Source organism: Microbacterium maritypicum (genome assembly GCF_008868125.1).
GTDB lineage: Bacteria > Actinomycetota > Actinomycetes > Actinomycetales > Microbacteriaceae > Microbacterium > Microbacterium maritypicum.
In genome coordinates, this window is sequence record NZ_WAAQ01000001.1 from 537,796 (window position 1) to 556,904 (window position 19,109).

The 19,109-nt window shown below is 69.7% G+C and carries 19 protein-coding genes; 11 read left to right on the forward strand and 8 right to left on the reverse strand.

Features of this window, described 5'->3' with window-relative positions; all coding sequences use genetic code 11:
* Nucleotides 1-58 precede the first annotated feature (58 nt).
* Together F6W70_RS02615 and F6W70_RS02620 are read right to left on the reverse strand one after the other, a co-directional pair.
* The gene (locus F6W70_RS02615; protein ID WP_151485851.1) at nt 59-1,750 is read right to left on the reverse strand and encodes an ABC-F family ATP-binding cassette domain-containing protein; all 1,692 of its coding nucleotides are present in this window, start codon (nt 1,748-1,750) and stop codon (nt 59-61) included.
* Nucleotides 1,751-2,016: 266 nt separating this feature from the next.
* Nucleotides 2,017-2,673 (reverse strand): alpha/beta hydrolase, encoded by a 657-nt coding sequence (locus tag F6W70_RS02620; protein WP_318278781.1) that lies wholly within the window; start codon nt 2,671-2,673, stop codon nt 2,017-2,019.
* Nucleotides 2,674-2,745: 72 nt separating this feature from the next.
* Between F6W70_RS02620 and F6W70_RS02625 the strand changes: the two genes are divergently transcribed.
* Nucleotides 2,746-3,351, forward strand: coding sequence for an NUDIX hydrolase family protein (locus F6W70_RS02625; protein WP_017829271.1), 606 nt, complete (start codon nt 2,746-2,748; stop codon nt 3,349-3,351).
* A gap of 13 nt (nt 3,352-3,364) precedes the next feature.
* Here F6W70_RS02625 and F6W70_RS02630 read toward each other — a convergent pair whose 3' ends face one another.
* A complete protein-coding gene (locus F6W70_RS02630; protein ID WP_151485852.1) occupies nt 3,365-4,432 on the reverse strand; it encodes a threonine aldolase family protein in 1,068 nt (355 codons plus the stop codon).
* Nucleotides 4,433-4,534: 102 nt separating this feature from the next.
* Here F6W70_RS02630 and F6W70_RS02635 point away from each other — a divergent pair, with 102 nt between their 5' ends.
* Complete coding sequence (locus F6W70_RS02635; RefSeq protein WP_151485853.1) at nt 4,535-5,983, forward strand: MFS transporter; 1,449 nt, start codon at nt 4,535-4,537, stop codon at nt 5,981-5,983.
* A 37-nt stretch (nt 5,984-6,020) separates the two neighbouring features.
* Here the strand turns inward: F6W70_RS02635 and F6W70_RS02640 are convergent, their stop codons facing one another.
* Nucleotides 6,021-6,680 carry an SDR family NAD(P)-dependent oxidoreductase gene (locus F6W70_RS02640; RefSeq protein WP_151485854.1) on the reverse strand — a complete coding sequence of 220 codons (660 nt, stop codon included), beginning with the start codon at nt 6,678-6,680 and terminating at the stop codon, nt 6,021-6,023.
* A 131-nt stretch (nt 6,681-6,811) separates the two neighbouring features.
* On the reverse strand, nt 6,812-8,251 hold the full coding sequence (locus tag F6W70_RS02645) for a DUF6421 family protein (RefSeq protein WP_151485855.1): 1,440 nt from the start codon (nt 8,249-8,251) through the stop codon (nt 6,812-6,814).
* Between the two features lie 72 nt (nt 8,252-8,323).
* Between F6W70_RS02645 and F6W70_RS02650 the strand changes: the two genes are divergently transcribed.
* Nucleotides 8,324-8,782, forward strand: coding sequence for an Lrp/AsnC family transcriptional regulator (locus F6W70_RS02650; protein WP_017829260.1), 459 nt, complete (start codon nt 8,324-8,326; stop codon nt 8,780-8,782).
* 10 nt (nt 8,783-8,792) lie between these two features.
* On the opposite strand, the gene F6W70_RS02655 is transcribed toward F6W70_RS02650, so the two are convergent.
* Nucleotides 8,793-9,818, reverse strand: a complete 1,026-nt coding sequence (locus F6W70_RS02655) for an ArsR/SmtB family transcription factor (protein WP_082524270.1) — start codon at nt 9,816-9,818, stop codon at nt 8,793-8,795.
* A 45-nt stretch (nt 9,819-9,863) separates the two neighbouring features.
* Here F6W70_RS02655 and F6W70_RS02660 point away from each other — a divergent pair, with 45 nt between their 5' ends.
* Genes F6W70_RS02660 through F6W70_RS02670 form a run of 3 tightly spaced genes read left to right on the forward strand, consistent with a single transcriptional unit; the run spans nt 9,864 to nt 11,558 of the window.
* Complete coding sequence (locus F6W70_RS02660) at nt 9,864-10,226, forward strand: cupin domain-containing protein (protein ID WP_017829258.1); 363 nt, start codon at nt 9,864-9,866, stop codon at nt 10,224-10,226.
* Between the two features lie 15 nt (nt 10,227-10,241).
* On the forward strand, nt 10,242-10,532 hold the full coding sequence (locus F6W70_RS02665; RefSeq protein WP_151485856.1) for a DUF4287 domain-containing protein: 291 nt from the start codon (nt 10,242-10,244) through the stop codon (nt 10,530-10,532).
* Between the two features lie 51 nt (nt 10,533-10,583).
* A complete protein-coding gene (locus F6W70_RS02670) occupies nt 10,584-11,558 on the forward strand; it encodes a 1,4-dihydroxy-2-naphthoate polyprenyltransferase (protein ID WP_017829256.1) in 975 nt (324 codons plus the stop codon).
* Nucleotides 11,559-11,565: 7 nt separating this feature from the next.
* Here F6W70_RS02670 and F6W70_RS02675 read toward each other — a convergent pair whose 3' ends face one another.
* Nucleotides 11,566-11,868 (reverse strand): DUF4229 domain-containing protein, encoded by a 303-nt coding sequence (locus F6W70_RS02675; protein ID WP_055865688.1) that lies wholly within the window; start codon nt 11,866-11,868, stop codon nt 11,566-11,568.
* A gap of 9 nt (nt 11,869-11,877) precedes the next feature.
* Complete coding sequence (locus tag F6W70_RS02680) at nt 11,878-12,807, reverse strand: hypothetical protein (protein ID WP_151485857.1); 930 nt, start codon at nt 12,805-12,807, stop codon at nt 11,878-11,880.
* Between the two features lie 374 nt (nt 12,808-13,181).
* Between F6W70_RS02680 and F6W70_RS02685 the strand changes: the two genes are divergently transcribed.
* From F6W70_RS02685 to F6W70_RS02705, 5 genes are all read left to right on the forward strand, one after another.
* Nucleotides 13,182-14,162, forward strand: a complete 981-nt coding sequence (locus F6W70_RS02685; protein ID WP_151485858.1) for a glycosyltransferase family 2 protein — start codon at nt 13,182-13,184, stop codon at nt 14,160-14,162.
* Nucleotides 14,159-15,517, forward strand: a complete 1,359-nt coding sequence (locus F6W70_RS02690) for a polysialyltransferase family glycosyltransferase (protein ID WP_151485859.1) — start codon at nt 14,159-14,161, stop codon at nt 15,515-15,517. The genes F6W70_RS02685 and F6W70_RS02690 overlap by 4 nt, the downstream gene beginning before the upstream one ends.
* 32 nt (nt 15,518-15,549) lie before the next feature.
* Nucleotides 15,550-16,710 (forward strand): acylneuraminate cytidylyltransferase, encoded by a 1,161-nt coding sequence (locus F6W70_RS02695; RefSeq protein ID WP_151485860.1) that lies wholly within the window; start codon nt 15,550-15,552, stop codon nt 16,708-16,710.
* Between the two features lie 93 nt (nt 16,711-16,803).
* Entirely contained in the window at nt 16,804-17,676 is an 873-nt protein-coding gene (locus tag F6W70_RS02700) for an N-acetylneuraminate synthase family protein (protein ID WP_017829251.1), read from the forward strand.
* Nucleotides 17,673-19,061: a DUF6716 putative glycosyltransferase gene (locus F6W70_RS02705; protein WP_151485861.1), complete on the forward strand. Its 1,389-nt coding sequence runs from the start codon at nt 17,673-17,675 to the stop codon at nt 19,059-19,061. Before F6W70_RS02700 ends, F6W70_RS02705 begins: the two co-directional genes overlap by 4 nt.
* Nucleotides 19,062-19,109: the final 48 nt, after the last annotated feature.

The window sequence follows — 19,109 nt, forward strand, 5'->3', positions numbered from 1 at the left end:
GGTCCCGGGAAGGCGGGTGGGGGAAATCCCTCTCCTCCACACCCGCCTCTCCCGCGCGTCACGCTTCCAGCGAGACTTCCTGAAGAGCGCCCTCGGCATCGATCTCGAGTGTCAGGTCGAGATCCAGCCGCCGCAGGAACGCATCGTCATGACTCACGATGAGCACCGCGCCCCGGTACGCGCGGAGGGCCTCGACGAGCTGGTCGACCGTGTCGAGGTCGAGGTTGTTGGTCGGCTCGTCGAGCACCACGAGGTGCGGTGCGGGGTCGGCGAGCAGCAGCTTCGCCAGCGCGACGCGGAAGCGCTCGCCGCCGGAGAGGGCGGCGACCGGACGCTCCGCGGTGGCCCCGCGGATGAGGAACCGGGCGAGCCGGTTGCGCAGCTCCTTCTCCGGCACGTGCGGCGCCGCGGCGGCGATGTTCTCGAACACCGACCGCCGCTCGTCGAGGCCGTCCACCCGTTGCGGCAGGTAGCCGATCAGATCGGTGTGGGCTTCGGCATGCAAAGGCGGCCGCGCACGACCCAGGGCTTCCGTCCCGGATCCGACGCGCTCCGCCCCCTCTGGCCCGTCGGGAGCCGTTCCTTCCGAGTCGTGAACACCGGCGGCGATCAACCGCTCCAACAGCGTGGTCTTCCCGGCACCGTTCCGGCCGATCAGCGCGACACGCTCCGGCCCCTGGATCACCCAGGCCCGTTCGTGATCGCCGATCGTCGCGATACGGCGGCCGCGCGACACCTGCGGGTCGGGCAGTTCGATCTTCATCGAAGCGTCGGAGCGCACACGTCGCCCGGCCTCGTCGAGCACCGATCGCGCGGCATCCTCCTTCGCCCCGACCTCGGTGCGGAGCTTGCCCGCTGAAACCTCGGCGGCCATCTTGCGGCCGTGCGCCACGATCTTCGGGACGCGCTTCTCGATCTCCGCCTTCTTCGCGGTGCGGGTGCGGTGGGCGAGCTTCACCTCGGCCTCGATCCGCTGGCGCTTCTCCTTGCGGAACGCCTGGGCGGCGGTGACCTCGGCCTGCCTCGCAGCATCCTGCTCGGCGTCCAGCCAGGCGCGCCACTGCGAATAGGGGCCACCGAACACGCTCAGCGTCTGGGCGTACAGCTCGGCGGTGTCATCCATCAGCTCGAGCAACGACAGGTCGTGACTGACGACGATGAGCGTGCCCTTCCAGGCCTGCACCATCGCCGCGAGCTTCGTCCTGGCGTCGCGGTCGAGGTTGTTGGTCGGCTCGTCGAGGAGCGTGATCGGTGCACGGCGCAGGCGGATGCCGGCGATCGCGACGAGCACCGCCTCGCCGCCGGACAGCTCGCCGACCCTGCGGTCGAGGAACTCCGGAGCGAGCCCGGCCTCCGCCAGCGACGCCTCGGCGCGCGCCTCGATGTCCCAGTCGTCGCCGACCGCATCGAAGTGGACGGGGTCGACGTCGCCCGCGCTGATCGCCCGCACGGCGTCGAGTGCCGCGGACACGCCGAGGAGCTCGGCGACGCGGCGGTCGACGTCGAGAGTCAACTGCTGCGGAAGGTACGCGACCTCGCCGGATGCCGTGATGGCGCCCGATGTGGCTTCGAGCGAGCCTGCCATCAGCCGCAGCAGCGTGGATTTGCCCGCGCCGTTGCGACCTACGAGGCCGGTGCGTCCCGAGCCGAATGCGCCCGAGACGCCGTCGAGCGCGATCGAGCCGTCGGGCCAGGTGAAGGTGAGTCGGTCGAGCACGACCGATGGGTGAAGAGCGGTGGGGGTTGACATGAGTGTCTCCTGTCGAGTGCATGGGTGCACTGACACCGAGCCCTACCGGCTCGTGACACGCGTCACAGGATGCGGAGGGGAGGGTCTGCCGTGGAGTCGGCGATCGTCGGGTCAGCGCGCGGGAAGAAGAGCGCGGAGGCGACGGATCAGATCAAAGGACTTCCAGACACGGCGGACAGGACTCCCCGACGATACCCGGGCGTGTCGCATTCCCGCAACCCCGGGCGTGTCGGTTCGTGGCTCGGTCGTCGACCACGACGATGTGGCTAGCTCGCGGCGACCCCGTCGAGCCACTTCGTGAGGAACCGGTGCACGTCGGTGAGCTCCTCCTCGGAGATGCTGTGGGTGAGCCCGGTGTACACCCGGCCCGACAGCTCTGAGTGCGTGGGCAGCCACTGCGCGGTGTGATCGATCAGCGCGGGTGGGATGACGTCGTCGTGCGTTCCTCGGCCCCAGAACACGGGTGGGCGCAGCTCTTCCAGGGCCTCGTCGTTCGGAAGCTCTCCCGGGGACGCATAGCCGCTCAGCGCCACCACCGCGCCGAACCGCTCGGGTGCCAGCCGCAGGGCCTGCAGCGACACCGCCGCGCCCTGCGAGAAGCCGAGCAGCGCGATCGAGGGGGCCTCGGTCGCCGCCGTGTCGAGCCAGTGCAGGAAGGACTCCGCCGCGAGGGTGACGGCCGCGGAGTTGCGCCCGTCGAGTCCCTCGATCGGATACCACGAGCGCCCTGGCATCGGCCACGGGGGTGCGAGGGGCGCGGCGACGGATGCGACGGCGATGCCCTCGGGGAGGTAGGGGACGAGTCCGAACAGGTCGTGCTCGTCGGCACCGTAGCCGTGGAGCAGGACCAGCAGCGGCATCCCGCCGCGGTCGGGGGATGACCATCTGGTCGCGGTGTCGTCGATCGTCAGGTTCTCGCTCACATCGTCATCCTGCCAGGGGCGACCGACGTGCACACGGTGTCGGTTCAGGAAGGCGGCTGGTAGAAAGGACACATGGCGGTCCGCACACCTGATCCCGAGCCGGAGCCCGACGACGAAGGTCTCGGCGCTTTCCGGGAGTCGAACCCGCCCTCCCCGGATGCGAACCCCGGCTGGCTGAGCGAATTCGAGCTCGCAGAGGCGCGACGCCGTCTGCCGATGCTCTACGTCGAGGCGATTCCCGTGCGCACCGACGGCTCCGGCCAGGTGACCGAGATAGGCATCCTCCTGCGCTCCACGCCGATGGGGGAGATGACGCGCACGATCGTGTCGGGGCGCGTCCGCTTCGGGGAGACGGTGCGCGACGCCCTGTTCCGGCATGTCGAGAACGACCTCGGTCCGATGGCCTTCCCGTTGATGCCGCCGCAGCCGCTGCCCTTCACCGTCGCGGAGTACTTCCCGATGCCCGGCGTGAGCGCCTTCCATGACGACCGGCAGCACGCCGTGTCCCTGGCCTTCGTCGTGCCGGTCACCGGTACGTGCGAGCCGCGCCAGGATGCCCTCGAGGTCACCTGGTTCTCGCCGGAGGCCGCCGCATCCGATGCAGTCGCCGCCGAAATGGAGAACGGTCGCGGCACGCTCATCCGCCAGGCTCTCGCGAGCCTCGGCCTCCTGCGCTGACTTCTCCGGAAGCTCAGGCCGTGGTGAGGCGGGCGAGTTCGGCGACGAACGCGTCGACGTCGGCTTCCTCGGTGTCGAAGCCGCACATCCAGCGCACCTCCTTGCGCGCCGCGTCCCAGTCGTAGAAGCGGAACGAGTCGCGGAGCCGGTCGGCGACGCCGTCGGGGAGCGTGGCGAACACGCCGTTGGACTGGGTCGGCTGGGTGAATTCCACACCCCGGATGGATCCGTCGGCGATCCCGGCCTCGATCTCGGAGCGCAGGCGCGCCGCCATGGCATTGGCATGCCGGGCGTTGCGCAGCCAGAGGTCGCCCTCCAGCAGCGCGATCAGCTGGGCGGAGACGAAACGCATCTTCGAGGAGAGCTGCATGTTGAACTTGCGCGAGTAGGTGAGACCGTCGGCGGCTTCGGGGTTCAGTACGACGATCGCCTCGCCGAGCATGGCGCCGTTCTTGGTTCCGCCGAAGGTGAGCACGTCGACGCCGGCGTCGCGGGTGAATGCACGCAGCGGCAGATCGAGGGCGGCGGCGGCGTTCGACAGACGGGCGCCGTCGAGGTGCAGCTTCATGCCGCGCTCGTGCACGTGGTCGGCGATCGTGCGGATCTCCTCCGCCGTGTACAGCGTGCCGAGCTCCGTGGTCTGGGTGATCGAGACGACCAGCGGCTGCGCGCGGTGCTCGTCGCCCCAGCCCCACGCCTCGCGGTCGATCAGCTCCGGGGTGAGCTTGCCGTCGTCGGTGGGGACCGTGAGCAGCTTGAAGCCGCCGATCTTCTCGGGGGCCGCGGCCTCGTCGACGTTGATGTGCGCGGTGGAGGCGGCGATCACCGCGCCCCAGCGCGGCAGCATCGACTGCAGGCCGGTCACGTTGGCGCCGGTGCCGTTGAACACCGGGAACGCCTGCACGCCGTCACCGAAGTGCTCCTGGAACACCTCCTGGAGGCGCGCGGTGTACGCGTCCTCCCCGTAGGCGCTCTGGTGGCCGCCGTTCGCCGCGGCGATCGCCGCGAGGACCTCGGGGTGGATGCCGGAGTAGTTGTCACTGGCGAAGCCCCGGATCGCGGGGTCATGCTGGATGCTCACCTCCCCAGCCTAATTGTCCCGGCGCTGCTCTCGGTCCGGTGACCGCGCCTCCGACTCGGTGGGGACTTCCCAATGTCGGTGGGCGGTTCTACCCTCGAAACCATGGAGCGCACCTCAGCGAAGAGGGCTTTCGCCAACGTCCTCGTCAACACGCTCATCGCGAACGTGACGACGAGCTTCCTATGGTTCGCGCTCACGTTCTGGGTCTACATCGAGACGCGGTCGGTGCTGGCCACGGGCATCATCGGCGGCGCCTACATGCTCTTCGTCGCGTTCTTCGCGATGGCGTTCGGCACGATCGTCGACCGCAACCGCAAACACACCGTCATGGTGATCTCGAGCGTGATCTCCGCCGGCGCGTTCCTCGTGGCCGGAGCGCTCTACCTGTGGCAGCCCGAGGCCGCACTTCTCGATCTGGGAGGGCCCTGGTTCTGGCTGTTCTCGGGTGTCATCCTGTTCGGCGGTGTGATCGAGCAGCTGCGCAACATCGCGCTGTCGACGACGGTCACCCTGCTCATTCCTGAAGAGAAGCGCGCGAACGCCAACGGCCTGGTCGGCACGGTGCAGGGCATCGCCTTCTTGGTGACGAGCGTCTTCTCGGGGCTCTCGATCGGCTTCCTCGGCATGGGGTGGACGCTCGCGATCGCCATCGCGGCCATGGCGATGACGTTCGTGCATCTGCTGTTCGTGCGCATCCCCGAGGGGACTCCCGAACCCGACCCGAATGCCTCCAGCGCACTCGACTTCCGCGGAAGCGTGCGCGCCATCCGTCTGGCTCCCGGGCTCTTCGCGCTGATCATCTTCTCCACGTTCAACAACCTCATCGGCGGCGTCTACATGGCGTTGATGGATCCCTACGGACTGACCCTCTTCGACGCGCAGACGTGGGGCTTCGCGCTGGCGTTCGCCTCGACGGGATTCCTGGTCGGCGGCGGGCTGGTCGCCAAGTTCGGTCTGGGGCCCAGACCCATGCGCACGATGCTGCTCGTGGTCATCGCGATGGGGCTGCTCGGGTCGGTGTTCATGCTGCGGGAGTGGTGGCCGCTGTACGTGGTCGGCATGTGGGTGTACATGGCTCTGGTGCCGCCCGTCGAGGCCGCCGAGCAGACCGTGATCCAGAAGGTCGTGCCCTTCGAGCGGCAGGGCCGCGTCTTCGGCGTGGCTGCCGCGATGGAGGCCGCCGCCGCGCCGATCACGGCGTTCATGATCGCCCCGATCGCCGAGTTCCTGATCATCCCGTACATGAACACCGCCGAGGGGCAGCAGCAGTGGGGGTGGCTGCTCGGTGAGGGCGAGGCCCGGGGCATCGCCCTCATCTGCCTGTTCGCCGGACTGATCATGGTCGTCGCCGCCACGCTGGCGTTCTTCACCCGGTCGTACCGCAGGCTCACCGACCTCTATGCCGAGGCTCCGGAGCAGGTGGTCGAGGCGCCAGGGAACGAGAGCGCGGGCGAGACCACGGCCGCGCTCGACCGCGAGAACGGTCATTCCGCGACCAGGTACGCCGACGCTCCGCCCGTCGTCCCGGGGATGCCGCCCGAAACCCGATGACGGAGCAGGCGCACGAGGCCGTGATCACACCGGCGGCTCAGCCCAGATCGAACACCCGGTCGTTGAGCTCGGCGGCGTCCTCGGCCCACAGGGCGACGATCCGTGCGGCCAGGGCCTCGGGATCGAGTGCCTTCGCGCGGAACACGACGGATGCTGCGCGCAGCCGTTCTCCGGACTCGCGTGCGGCCTTGGCGTAGCCCTGAGCGACGGCTCTGGTCCAGGCCTCACTCGCGGCCTTGACGGCGGCATAGTTCGCCCCACCGGCTAGGGGACGTGCGACAGACGTCGACGACACGATCGCGAAGCGTCCGGCATCGGAGGCGCGCAGCGCGTCGTCGAAGGCCCGGCTTGTGGCGCGAACGGCGTGCAGGGCCGGCAGCAGGGCGGCGAAGTCCCCATCGGATTGCCCGGCCAGGCCCCCGCCTCCGCGCCAGCCTCCGACCAGCGGCACCACCGCGTCCACGGGCCCGATCCGGGAAGCCAGGGCGGTCATGTCCTCGAAGGAGGTCGCATCCGCGATTTCGATCTGAGCACCGGCGTCGGCGAGCTCCTGCAGTCGTTCGACCGAGCGACCGGTGGCGATGACGCGGGCGTTCGCAGCGATCAGCGCACGCGCGGTGGCGAGACCGGCCGCGCTGGTGGCTCCGGCGAGGACCACGGTGCGCGTGGAAGCCGTCGAGTCGGTGTGTTCAGCCATGTCTTCCACTCTTCCGGGTCGGAGGGGCTTCTGCGGCCGGAACCCGCGGAGGTATCCGCAGAACAGGTTCCGGCCGCAGTGCGGTGCGCCCCAGCGTCACACTCGGAACGCGCGCGGTGCGCGCGTGATCGTCAGTCGTCGGTGCCGCGGATGCCCACGGTCGACTCGATGATCGGCTTCATCTTCTTGTCGAGGGTCTCGAAGAACATCGACAGCGGGAACTCGTCGTCCATCACGGCATCCGTGTAGCCCTTCGGTGCGCCGGCGAGGATCTCGTCCAACAGGCCGCGGGCCCACTGCGATGCGGGGTGCGGGGTGAGAGTGCCCCGGACGAGCTCGTACGCGGCGAGCCAGTGCGCGACCTTGGGACGGTCGATCGAGTGCCAGTACAGATCGTCGATCGCATCGCCCAGAGCGACCACGGCGTCGGGCACGTTGTCCCAGTCGAACGCGAGAGCGGTGTCGGTCCAGTGCAGCACACCGCGCTGGTGCAGCCACGCGAACAGCAGCTGTCCGCCGACCGCGTCGTAGTTGCGCGTGCGGGTGCCCGTGATCGAGAAGCGGAAGATCCGGTCGAAGATCACCGCGTACTGCACGAGGTGCGCGTAGTCGTGCATCTCCTGCTCGGTCTCGGTGAGCTCTTCACCGGCGGCGATGCGGGCAGCGAGAGCGCGCTCGATCTTCACCGATTCCCGGAACGCCGTCATGTCGCAGCGCATCTCCTCCAGCGAGTAGAGGAAGAACGGCATCCGCTGCTTGATCATGAACGGGTCGAAAGGCAGGTCGCCGCGCATGTGGGTGCGGTCGTGGATGATGTCCCACATCACGAAGGTCTTCTCGGCCACCTGCTGGTCGTCGAGCATCGCGCTCGCGCGCTCCGGCAGGTCGAGGTTGGTGATCGCGGCAGCGGCGCGCGTGACGCGGCGGTACCGGGCGGCCTCGCGGTCCTGGAAGATCGCGCCCCACGTGAATGTCGGGATCTCGCGCATCGCGACGGTCTCGGGGAACAGCACAGCCGAGTTCGTGTCGTAGCCGGGCGTGAAGTCGACCAGGCGCAGCGAGACGAACAGCTTGTTGCCGTAGTCGCCGGCCTCGAGCGCCGCGATGAACTCCGGCCAGATCGTCTCGACGATCAGCGCCTCGACCAGGCGGTCGCTCGATCCGTTCTGCGTGTACATCGGGAAGACCACGAGGTGGCGGATGCCGTCGACACGGTGCTGCTGCGGCTGGAAGGCCATCAGCGAGTCGAGGAAGTCGGGCACCCCGAAGTCCGAGGCGGCCCAACGGTCGAAGTCGACCACGGATGCGGCGAGGTACTCGGCGTCGTGCGGGAAGGCGGGGGCCAGAGCGCGGATCGCGGCAGTGAGCGCACCGACCAGCTCACGGGCCGCGGCGTGGTGCGCGACGTCCGGGATCGAGCCGTCCTTGATCTGCATCTCGCGGATCGCGATCGCGGCGTCCTTGAGCTGCGCCCAGGCGGCGGACTGCTCGGCGATCGATGCGTCCTCGACGACCTCGGGTTCGCCGACGATGGCCTGGACAGCGGAACTGTTGGCGGAAAGAAGGGACATCGGGACCTCCGATCGGAGTTTTTGACGGAAAGATTCCTGTGCAAACGGAATCCTGACGATAATCTTACAGCTATGGATGACTCTGTCGACCGCGCGATCCTGACCGCCATCTCCCGCGACGGCCGCGCCACGCTCTCCCAGCTCTCGGACGCCGTCGGCCTGTCGGTCTCTGCGGTGCAGTCGCGCCTGCGCCGACTGGAGACGAGGGGGGTCATCTCCGGATATCAGGCGATCCTCGACCCCGAGCAGGTGGGCACCCCGCTCTCGGCGTTCATCGAGATCACGCCGCTCGACCCCGCCCAGCCGGACAACGCCCCCGAGCTGCTCGAGCACCTCGACGCGATCGAGGCCTGCCACTCCATCGCCGGCGACGCCAGCTACATGCTGTTCGTGCGGGTGCCGTCCCCCCGTGCGCTCGAAGAGCTGGTGCGCGATGTGAGACTCGCGGCGAACGTCAGCACCCGCACGACCGTGGTGCTGCAGACCTATTACGAGCACCGACCGATCATCCCGGTGGGCTCGACCGAGTAGGCGCCGGGAGTCAGAGCACCGCGCCCACCATCGCCTCACCCAGCGGGGTGCGCAGATGGAGCATCCTGGTGCCGTCGCGTTCGCTGGCGATCAGTCCTGCACCGCGCAGCACGGCCAGGTGATGCGAGGCGGTCGATATCGCGAGGCCGGCATCACGGGCGACCTGCGACGTCGTGCGGGCGGTGCCGGCGCGCAGCAGCATGCCCGCTCGTGCCGGACCCAGCAGGGCGCTGAGAGCGGCGGTGATGTCGGCGGCGTCGCGGGCCCAGCCGGCGGTGACGCCACGGGCCGGATAGAACAGGGTGGGCTGCGCTGGTGGCTCGGTGAGCACCATGCAGCCCCACGCCGACATGACCGAGGGGACGAGCACCAGGCCACCTCCCCGGCAGTCGACCTGTTCGCTGTGGCGTCGCAGCGAGACGCGGACCGCACCCGACCCCCAGGTCACCTGTCGGTGCAGATCACCGGCCATGCCCGCGATGCCCGTGCTCGCGATCGTGCGCGTGCGGACGGCGATGTCAGCACGCAACAGTCGTTCGAGCTGCGGCCACACCGGAGAGAGCACCGCTTCCCACACGGCGGCCCAGGCATCGGCGATCATCCCGCGAGCCCGCTCGGGGTGATCCTGCATCTCGCGCAGAGCCTGTTGCCTGGTTCCGCTCGATCGCACCACCATCTTCCGGAAATCGACGCGCATGGGGTCGAGAGGGGCGGTTCGCAGCTCGTCGAGCTCTACCTCGGGCGTCAGGTCCCAACGGGGTGCGGTCGTCAGAAAGTCGGGCAGATAGCCGTCGTCGCCGATCACGGTCGTGAGCAGCGCGAAGTCCTCGCGCGGCAGGCGGTCGCGCACGGCTCGCAGCCAGCCCCACTGCAGCGGATGCGCGGCGGGGCGTCGCAACACCCGAACGGCGTGGGCCAGCTCGTGCCCGGGCGAGATGCCGAACCGCACCGCCTCGACGTCGCCCGGGCTCAGATGGAACTCGACGCGATGGTCAGGGTGCTCGACGCCCTCGATCGGGCCGGAGTTTCGATCCACATCGAAACTTTAGGGGCTGCTCGCGAGGCTGTCGAGACTGGAATCATGAACAGCACATCACCTCATTCGGGGATCGTCGCCGGGAGTGACATCCGCATCGGCTCGGGGCGCAGCCGCAGGTTCGTCGGGGCCGAGCACGGTGCCGAGGTGTCGTACTTCTTCGTCGAGAACCAGCCGGGGGAGGGGCCGGGGCTGCACTGGCATCCCTATCCTGAGACCTGGGTCGTGATCGAGGGTGTTGCCTCCATCACAGTGGGCGAGGAGACTTTCGTGGCCGGAGCGGGAGACACCGCCACCGGCCCCGCTTTCATCCCGCACCGCTTCACCAACGTGGGGGACGGGGTTCTCACGATCATCGGCGTCCACGCCTCCGCCACCATCATCCAGACGTTCCTCGACGAGGACTGACCATCAGGAGCACACATGTCCTTCCAGGCATACCTCGACAACATCGAGACCAAGACCGGTCTCACCCCGCGGCAGTTCATCGAACTCGCCACCGAGAAGGGGTTCGACCAGACGACCAAGGCGACGCCGATCGTCGCCTGGCTGAAAGCGGACTACCAGCTGGGTCAGGGGCACGCGATGGCACTCGTGCACGTGATCACCAAGGGGCCGCAGATCAGCGACAAGCACGTGGGCAAGGGTGGCGCTCATGGCGATGCGTCCGACACCCTGTGGCTCGACGGCAAGGACAGCAACCCGAACGCCTGATCCGTCGTCCCGCTGAGGTCGGGCATGGGCCCGGCCAGTAGGATTCCCTGCGTGGCAGCATCCTCCCAGCGCAAGAAGAAGACCCCGACCGCGAAGCGCACGCCGGTCCGCACGAGCGGCAACCCGGCGAGGCGTCCGGCCGTCGAAGCAGGCCCGGTGACGGCTGCCGACTGGATCGGGGCGGCTCGTCTGCGCACCCTCCCTCTCGCGATCGCACCGGTCGTGATCGGCACGGGAGCCGCGCGCAGCACCGGCCCCGAGTTCCACTGGGTCATCGCGCTCGCCTGCCTCGCCGTCGCGGTGCTGCTGCAGATCGGCGTGAACTTCACGAACGACTACAGCGACGGCGTCCGCGGCACCGACGCACATCGGGTCGGTCCCGCGCGTCTCACCGCCTCCGGGCGGGTGAAGCCTCGCACGGTCCTGATCATCGGACTGGTGTTCTTCGCGCTTGCCGGCCTCGTGGGTCTGGCGATCGTGGTGCGCACCGGTCAGTGGTGGATGCTCGCGGTGGGCGCGGCCTGCATCGTCGCCGCATGGTTCTACACCGGCGGCAAGCGCCCCTACGGCTACGCCGGACTCGGCGAGGTCTTCGTTTTCGTCTTCTTCGGGCTCGTCGCCACGCTCGGCACGACCTGGGTGCAGATCTTCTCCCTGCCGCAGCAGGCCTGGCTCGGTGCGATCGCCGCGGGGCTGTTCGCCTGTGCGGTGCTGCTCGCGAACAACCTGCGCGACATCGACCAGGACCGCGAGGTCGGCAAGCGCACCCTGACGGTGCTGATCGGGCGCAGGGCGACCCAGGTGCTGTTCACGCTCTTCGTGCTCGCGCCGTTCGGCATCGCGGCCTTCCTGGCCCTGCTGTTCCCGATCGCGTGGATCTCGCTGCTGGCTCTGCTGGCGGGGCTCCCGGCGATCGCGATCGTCTGGTCCTACCGTCAGCCGAAGGAACTGGTCACCGCACTCGCACTCACGTCGCTGACGTCGCTGCTGTACGCAGGCGCCCTGTTCTGGGCGTTCGTGGGCTGAGCCGACCTCAGGCCTTGGCGTCGCCGTCGACGGGGTCGGTCGAGCCTTCGATCGCCTCGTCCTCGGCGTCCGCGTCGGCCTGGCCGCCGGAGGAACGGCTCTCGCGGCGCTCCTGCAGCCGGGCGGAGGCATCCGTCAGCGGCGTGCGCAGGAACAGCATCGAGATGCTCATGCCGATCAGTGCGGCGAAGATCGCGGCCAGCCACCAGAACTCTCGGAAGATCGGGAAGATCCAGAGGATGGCGAGCGGGACGAGGAACGCCAGCAGCCGCAGCACGGTGTAGACGAGGAAAGGCGCGGGCTTCTTCACCTCTCCAGTCTACGTTCGCCGCGAAGAGGCTCCGTCGCCGGTGCCGGAGGCGATGCCGAGACGGTTGAGCGGGATACCGCGCACCACGCGCCGCCACGGGTGCTCTCCGAGCGACCACAGCAGCCCGGCCTCGAGGTCGAGGGCCAGGTCCTCGCATCCCACCGGGAGCCGGACGGGATCCGGGGTCAGCGCGTCGCGCCGACCGCTCCACAGTGTGCCGGGGTGCAGGCGGTCGGACTGTGAGACGAAGTGGTGGTCCCCCCGGCGGACCGCGCCCTGCATCCGTTTGATGCCGGGGGTGAAGCGGTCCACCTCGGTGAATGCGTCGTCGACGTGCTCGGCGATCGAGAACTCACCGATCCGTCCGCTCTCATCCGTGCGGTGCTCGCCGATGAGCACGCGGGGGAGGGGGTTGCCGCCGTCGTCGAACACGCGGCCGATGTACGAGCAGCGCAGCGGGATCGGATGCACCCGGGTGCGCACCGCGATGAGCGCGGTGCCGCGACCGCCGCGACGACGGGCCCCGGCGAGCCGGTGGGCCCGTGCTCCCTGCACCTCGCGGATGTCGGAGAGGTCGAACTCCCAGATGCCGCGGCCGGTCGCCGCCGCGAACAGCCGATCCCCGAACCAGGCGAGCCCGCCGGCGTGGATCCGCGCCGGCTGGAGTTCGCCATCGTCGTCGATGACCGCGAGCAGGACGTCGAGATGACGGGAGCGCGCCAGGTCGATGAGGGTCACACGGGAGGCGAGATGCTCCCCCGAGAGCTCCTGTCGGAACCAGCTGACGGCCAGGGTGCGCCGCCCGCGCCATTCGCCGACGTCGATCCCCTGCGGGTACCAGCGTCTGGTCCAGGTCCTCGCGCTGAGCCATCGCAGATCGACGGTGTCGCGACGCCGCTGACGCACGGGGCGCCAGGTCGATCCGAAGGGCCAGAGCATGCTCCCCATCGTCGCCGATGCGGCGAGCGCGTGCGAACCGAACCGCCCACATCATTTCAGCGGGTATTATTTTACCGTGGCGCCGCGTTCGTCTTCTCGGAGTCGACGCGGCGACCACAACGGTCTCGGGGTCGCCTGATGGGGGTCAGGCGGCCGCGTGGCAGGCGGGATCGCATCTGCGCGATCCCGCATCCCGAACGTGTCACGTTCGGCAGTGCTGAGCACTGGAAGGTGTGGTCCCGTTCGGGTACGGGACCACACCGCAGTGCCGGCCCCGCGCATGTCTCGCGGACACTCGTCGTTCACCTGCGCGTCCCCATCCGGCAACGACCGCCTGGCACCATTCCCGGACACCGTCCGTCTCCGGGAGTCCTGTGCGCACACCCCTCGTCACCGTCATCCTGCCCGCGAAAGACGCCGGGGAGTACATCGGGACGACGCTCGAGACGCTCACCCGGCAGTTCGACGATGCCGCAGCCGTCAAGCTCGTCGCGATCGACGACGGATCCCGCGACGACACGGGTGCTCTCATGCAGCAGTATGCGCAGCGGTTTCCGCACGCCACGGTGCTGCGGAATCCGACGGCACGCGGGCTGGCGACGGCCCGCAACCAGGGGCTCGTGCACGTCGAGGGCGATGCCTTCTGCTTCCTCGACGGTGACGACTGGATGCAGCCGCGACGGCTCGAGGTGCTGGTGTCGCGGTTGCGCGAACTCGAGTGCGACTTCGTGCGCACCGATCACGTCACGGTCACCGGCGGCGAGCGGGCGCTCATCCGCGCACCGCACCCGTGGCGCGACCGGGTGACCTCGCCGCGAGACGCGATCCTGCCCGAGAACGAGTCGACCATGGTCGACTATCCCTATGCCTGGGCCGGGCTCTTCCACCGCAGGGTCATCGACAGCGGCTTGGCGGCATTCCCCGAGGGACTGTTCACGGCGGAGGACCGGCCCTGGATCTGGCGACTTCACCTGCAGGCCGAATCGTTCGCCGTGGTCGATGCGCCCGCCCTCCTCTACCGCCGTGGCGTCGCCACATCGCTCACACAGGTGCGTGACCGTCGGCAGCTCGACTTCGCCAGGGCGATGAACGAGGTCATCTCGGTGGTCGAGCAGGATGCGGAGGCCGAGCGCTTCCTGCCGAAGGTCGTCTGGACGGCGCTCGCCCTCAGCTCCCACCATCTCGTGCGGGCCCGCCGGATGAGCCCGCCGCTGCGCCGGGAGATGCGGGCCGCGATCCGCGACATGCTCGGTCGTCTGCCCGCTGACGACGTGTCCGCGGTGCTGGGACGCTTCGACGGGCCGCGCCGCCGCGTGCTCGCGCGCATCCTCCGGCAGACGGGCAGGGCGGCATGACGCAGATCTTCGCCCTGCACAGCGGCTACGGCCTCGCGACCGCCGCCGCCGCGATCGATTCCGGACTCCTCGATGCCGCGTCCTCCGTGTCCGCGGGCGAGCGCCTCCTGGTTCCCTTCACCTCCTCCCGTGTGCCCGAGACCGTCGTGGGGATCGCGGAGGACCCGGGGTTGCGCTCGCTGCGGGCGCGCTTCGACCGCATCGAGCCACTGGCGGACCTGCTCGGGCCGCTGCATCCGAGCTCCTGGGAACCGGTCGATGCCGACCTCCCCCTGCTGGAGCGGCTGTTCGCTCGCGCCTGGCACATCGACCCCCGTGACCTCGAGCTGTTCGTGCAGAGCCCGCAGGTCGCGCCGGCCCGCACCCTGATGGCGCTGTTCCCCCACGCGCGGATCACGATCGTCGGCGACGGCCTCATGACCTACTCGCCGATGCGCGTGCGGTTGCCGTACCCTGTCGCCGCGCGCATCGAGCGGGTCGTGCACGCCGACGTCGTGCCGGGAGTGCGACCCCTCCTCGGGTCTCCCCGTGCAGAGGTCGTGCCGGTGCCTCCGGCGTCGTTTGCCGCGGCCCTGCGGGAGACGGATGCCACCGCGTGCGATCCTGTCGACGACGGTGCCTCCACGGTGCTCGTGCTCGGCCAGTATCTGTCGGCCCTCGGGCTGATGACGGCGGCAGAGGAGATCGATCTGCAGAGGCTCCTGATCGACCGTGCCGCGCAGTGGGCACCGCAGCGCATCGTGTTCAAGCCGCATCCGGCCGCGCCGCCCCTGGTGACCGCAGCCGTCAGAGGGCGCGCGGCCGCGCACGGTATCGAATTCGTCGAGTACAGCGGGCCTCTCGCCGCCGAACTGCTCGCCGAGCGGCTGGACGCGGTGGCCGTCGTCGCGGGGTTCTCCACGGCGCTGCCGACCGTGCACACCCTCTTCGGACGGGCGATCGGCTCGGCGGGGAACGACACCGTCCTCGCCGCACTGACGCCGTTCGAGAACAGCAACCGGATTCCCGCGACCCTGGTCGACGCCCTCACGCGCGAGGGCTCTCCGTATGCCGATCCCGCGCGGCTGCAACTGCTGATCGACGCCGTCGGCTATGCCATGCAGCCGGAGATCGCCGGGCATCTGCGCGGTCGCGCCGAGGAACTGCTGCGCGGACTCGACCCGGATGAGCGCGATCGGTACTTCACGCCCCGACGGCTCGCCGAGCTGCGACTGCCCGGCGAGCCGATCGAGAACGCCGTGCGTCGTGCACTGCGTCCTGCTGGGGGAGTGGGCAGGATCGAGGAGTGGCGGCTCCACGCCCTCGGCGCGCGGCGACGCGCAGGGCGCGCCTGGCGGGCGATACGCGGACGATGACGACGACGATGACGACGACGAGGATGTGGACGATGGACGAGCAGAAGCCCCGCACGGTGGCGATCATTCCGGCGCGCGGAGGGTCGAAGCAGGTGCCGCGCAAGAACCTGCAGCGCGTCGGCGGGGTGCCGTTGGTCGAGCGCGCGGTTCGCGCCGCGGCCGCAGCTTCCGGCATCGACCTGGTCGTGGTCTCCACCGACGATGACGAGATCGCAGAGGTGGCGACGGCTGCGGGCGCCCGTGTCATCCGCCGCCCTGCCGAGCTCGCTGGAGACACGGCGACCTCGGAGAGCGCGCTCCTGCACGCGCTGGACGAGCTCGAGGCACGCGGAGACAGCGTCGGGATCGTGGCGTTCCTGCAGGCGACATCACCGTTCATCCCGAGCGACGCGCTCGCCGCGGCGGTGGAGGAGATCCGCGCAGACCGGGCCGACAGCGTGTTCGCCGCCCACGAGACGTACGGGTTCCTGTGGCGGGAGGATGACCGCGGTGACGCGGTGGCGATCAATCACGAGGCCGCGCACCGCCCGCGCCGACAGGACCGCGAGCCGCACCACCTCGAGACCGGCGCGTTCTACGTGTTCCGTGCGGCGGGCTTCCGCGAGAGCAGGCATCGCTTCTTCGGCAGGACCCGCATCGCCGCGGTGCCGGAATGGACAGCGATCGAGATCGATGATGCGGATCAGCTCCGCGCCGCCCGTGCACTCGCTTCGCTGCATGAGGTTCTCGGCCCCATCCCGGTCCGCGCCGTCGTGACCGACTTCGACGGCGTTCACACCGACGACACCGCGATCATCGACGCCGACGGTGGCGAGCGGGTGCGGGTGAGCCGTGAAGACGGCATGGGGGTGGCGCTGCTGCGCCGAGCGGGTGTGCCGCTGCTGATCCTGTCGACCGAGGTCAACCCGGTGGTCCGCGCCCGCGCCGACAAGCTCCGGGTGCCAGTGCTGCACGGCATCGACGACAAGGAGAAGGCGCTGCGCAACTGGGCGCGGGACAACGAGATGCCACTCGCCGACATCGCCTACCTCGGCAACGACGTCAACGACCTGCCGGCGATGCGGATCGTGGGGTGGCCGGTCGCGGTCGCGAACGCGCATCCGCTGGTGCTGGAGGAGGCCCGCGTCGTGCTGAGCCGTCGGGGTGGAGAAGGCGCCGTGCGGGAGCTGATCGAACGGGTGTTGTCGAGCTGACCGATCCCGGTAACCCGGTGGTCGCCCAGTGTTCATCCTCGGCCCGTACTCAGGAGGGAGGGGTTGCACCAACGCTCGAACACCGGAGGAATCATGACTGTCAGCATCGGCTCACGAGTGATCGGCGGCGGGCGTCCTGCCTACGTCATCGCGGAGATCGGCCTGAACCACAACGGTGACGTGGACATCGCCAAGAAGCTCATCGACGTCGCGGCTCGCGCCGGTGCCGACGCCGTGAAGTTCCAGAAGCGCACGCCGGAGATCTCCACTCCTGAGCACATGCGCGATGTCCCTCGCGAGACGCCGTGGGGCGTGATGAGCTACCTCGACTACCGCCGCCGGGTCGAGTTCGGCCGCGACGAGTACGTCGAGATCGGCGACCACGCCACGATGCTCGGCCTGGACTGGTTCGCCTCGCCGTGGGACGTGCCCAGCGTCGCCTTCCTCGAAGACCTGGGCGTCGTGGCGCACAAGGTCGCCTCGGCCAGCCTCACCGACACCGAGCTGCTGGTCGCCCTGCGCGAGACCGGAAAACCCGTCATCCTCTCCACGGGCATGTCGACCATCGAGCAGATCGACCGGGCGCTGGACACCCTCGGCACCGATCGCGTGGTCCTCATGCACGCCACCTCGACCTACCCGCTGGAGCCTGAGGAGGCGAACCTGCGGGTGATCGCCACACTGCGCGACCGTTACCCCGGTGTGCCCGTGGGCTACTCGGGGCACGAGCGCGGACTCCAGATCTCGCTCGCCGCCGTGGCCATCGGCGCCGTCGCCGTCGAACGCCACATCACGCTCGATCGCACCATGTGGGGCTCCGATCACGCGGCCTCGCTCGAGCCGACCGGCCTCGAGCACCTCGTGCGCGACATCCGCGTGATCGAGCGTGCGACCGGAGACGGGGTCAAGCGCGTGTTCGACAGCGAGCGCGCGCCGATGGCGAAGCTGCGCCGCATCTCGGTATGAGCGGTGCCACCGGCATCCGTGTCGTCGCGATCGCGGACGCCGACTCCTTCGTGAAGTGGGCCGCCGCCCTGCTCGGCTCCGTGCCGGGGCTGCGTCCGCACCTGCTGCTCGTGCGCACCCCGCTCACGGCCAGCGTCGAGCAGCAGCGCACCGCGCTCGCGGGTACGACGCTCGGGCCGCGGGACGTCACCCGCATCGGGTTCGCGCAGACGGCGGCCTGGCTGGCGGAACAGCGGCCCGACGTGGTGCTGCTCGCGGGGCGCGGACCGTTCGTGCGGCTGATGGGACGCGTGATCGACACGTTGGAGCATCGGCCGGTCACGGTCTCCGGGCTGCCCGGGATGGCGATCCCTGCCCAGCGCGGGGCACTCGACTATCGCCGCCACACCGACCTGCTGGTGGTGCACTCCCACCGTGAGGTGCGGGCCTTCGAGGACCTCGGCCGCAGGATCGGTGTGCAGACGCCGGTGGCGCTCGCAACCCTCCCGTTCGCCCGGCGGAGGGAGCGGATGCTGCGGCCCGAACGCATGAGGATCGACGCCGCGGCCGCGCGGCGCGGTGGTGTGGCGGTCGCCGAACGCCCTCCGCAGACCGCTCCGGTCAAGCCGCCGGCGACCGACATCGTCTTCGCCGCGCAGGCGCTCGTACCCGTCGCGAGGGAGGAGCGCGCCGAGATCGCGGCCATGCTCGTGCGGGCCGCCGAAGCGGAGCCAGGACGCCGCGTGGTGGTGAAGCTGCGGTCGCGGCCGGGGGAGTCGGAGACGCATCGGGAACGTGACCCGTACGCCGGGCTGCTGCCGTCGCGTGTTCCGAAGAACCTCGTCTACTCCTACGACTCGATGAGCACCGCGCTGGAGACGGCGGCGGGTCTGGTCACGGTGAGTTCCACGGCCGCGATCGAGGCCACGGCGCTCGGCGTGCCCGTGATCGCGCTCGACTCCTTCGGCGTGAGCAAGAGCCTGCTGAACACGGTGTTCGTGGGCAGTGGACTGCTCGGCGGCCGCAGCGAGGTCGTGGCCGGGCGCTTCCGGCATCCGCATCCCGACTGGCTTCGAGACAACTACTTCCACCCCGAGGGCGAGTCGACGTGGTGGGAGCGGGTCGAACGGCTCGTGGCGCTGCGGCGCTCCGGGGCTCTGCCGGCCCGTCGTGTGCCCGCGGCCCGCGGCGGCTCACTGCACGAGGCCTGGCATCGGGCGAGTGTGCTCGGTGCGGAAGACCCCACGGTGCAGGGGGCTCTGGCGCTCGCCGTGGGCTCTCCGGCGACCAGGGCACTCGCCGCGCTGCGTCGGCGCAGGCCGTCGTCGGACGGCGGCACCTGGGCCGACGCCTCGACCGACTACACGCTCGAGCCGAACCCGTTCGACGACTCCCTCCGGCGCTGAACCTTCGGCGCTGAACCTTCGGGGCGACGGTGCGCTCAGCCTCCGAGG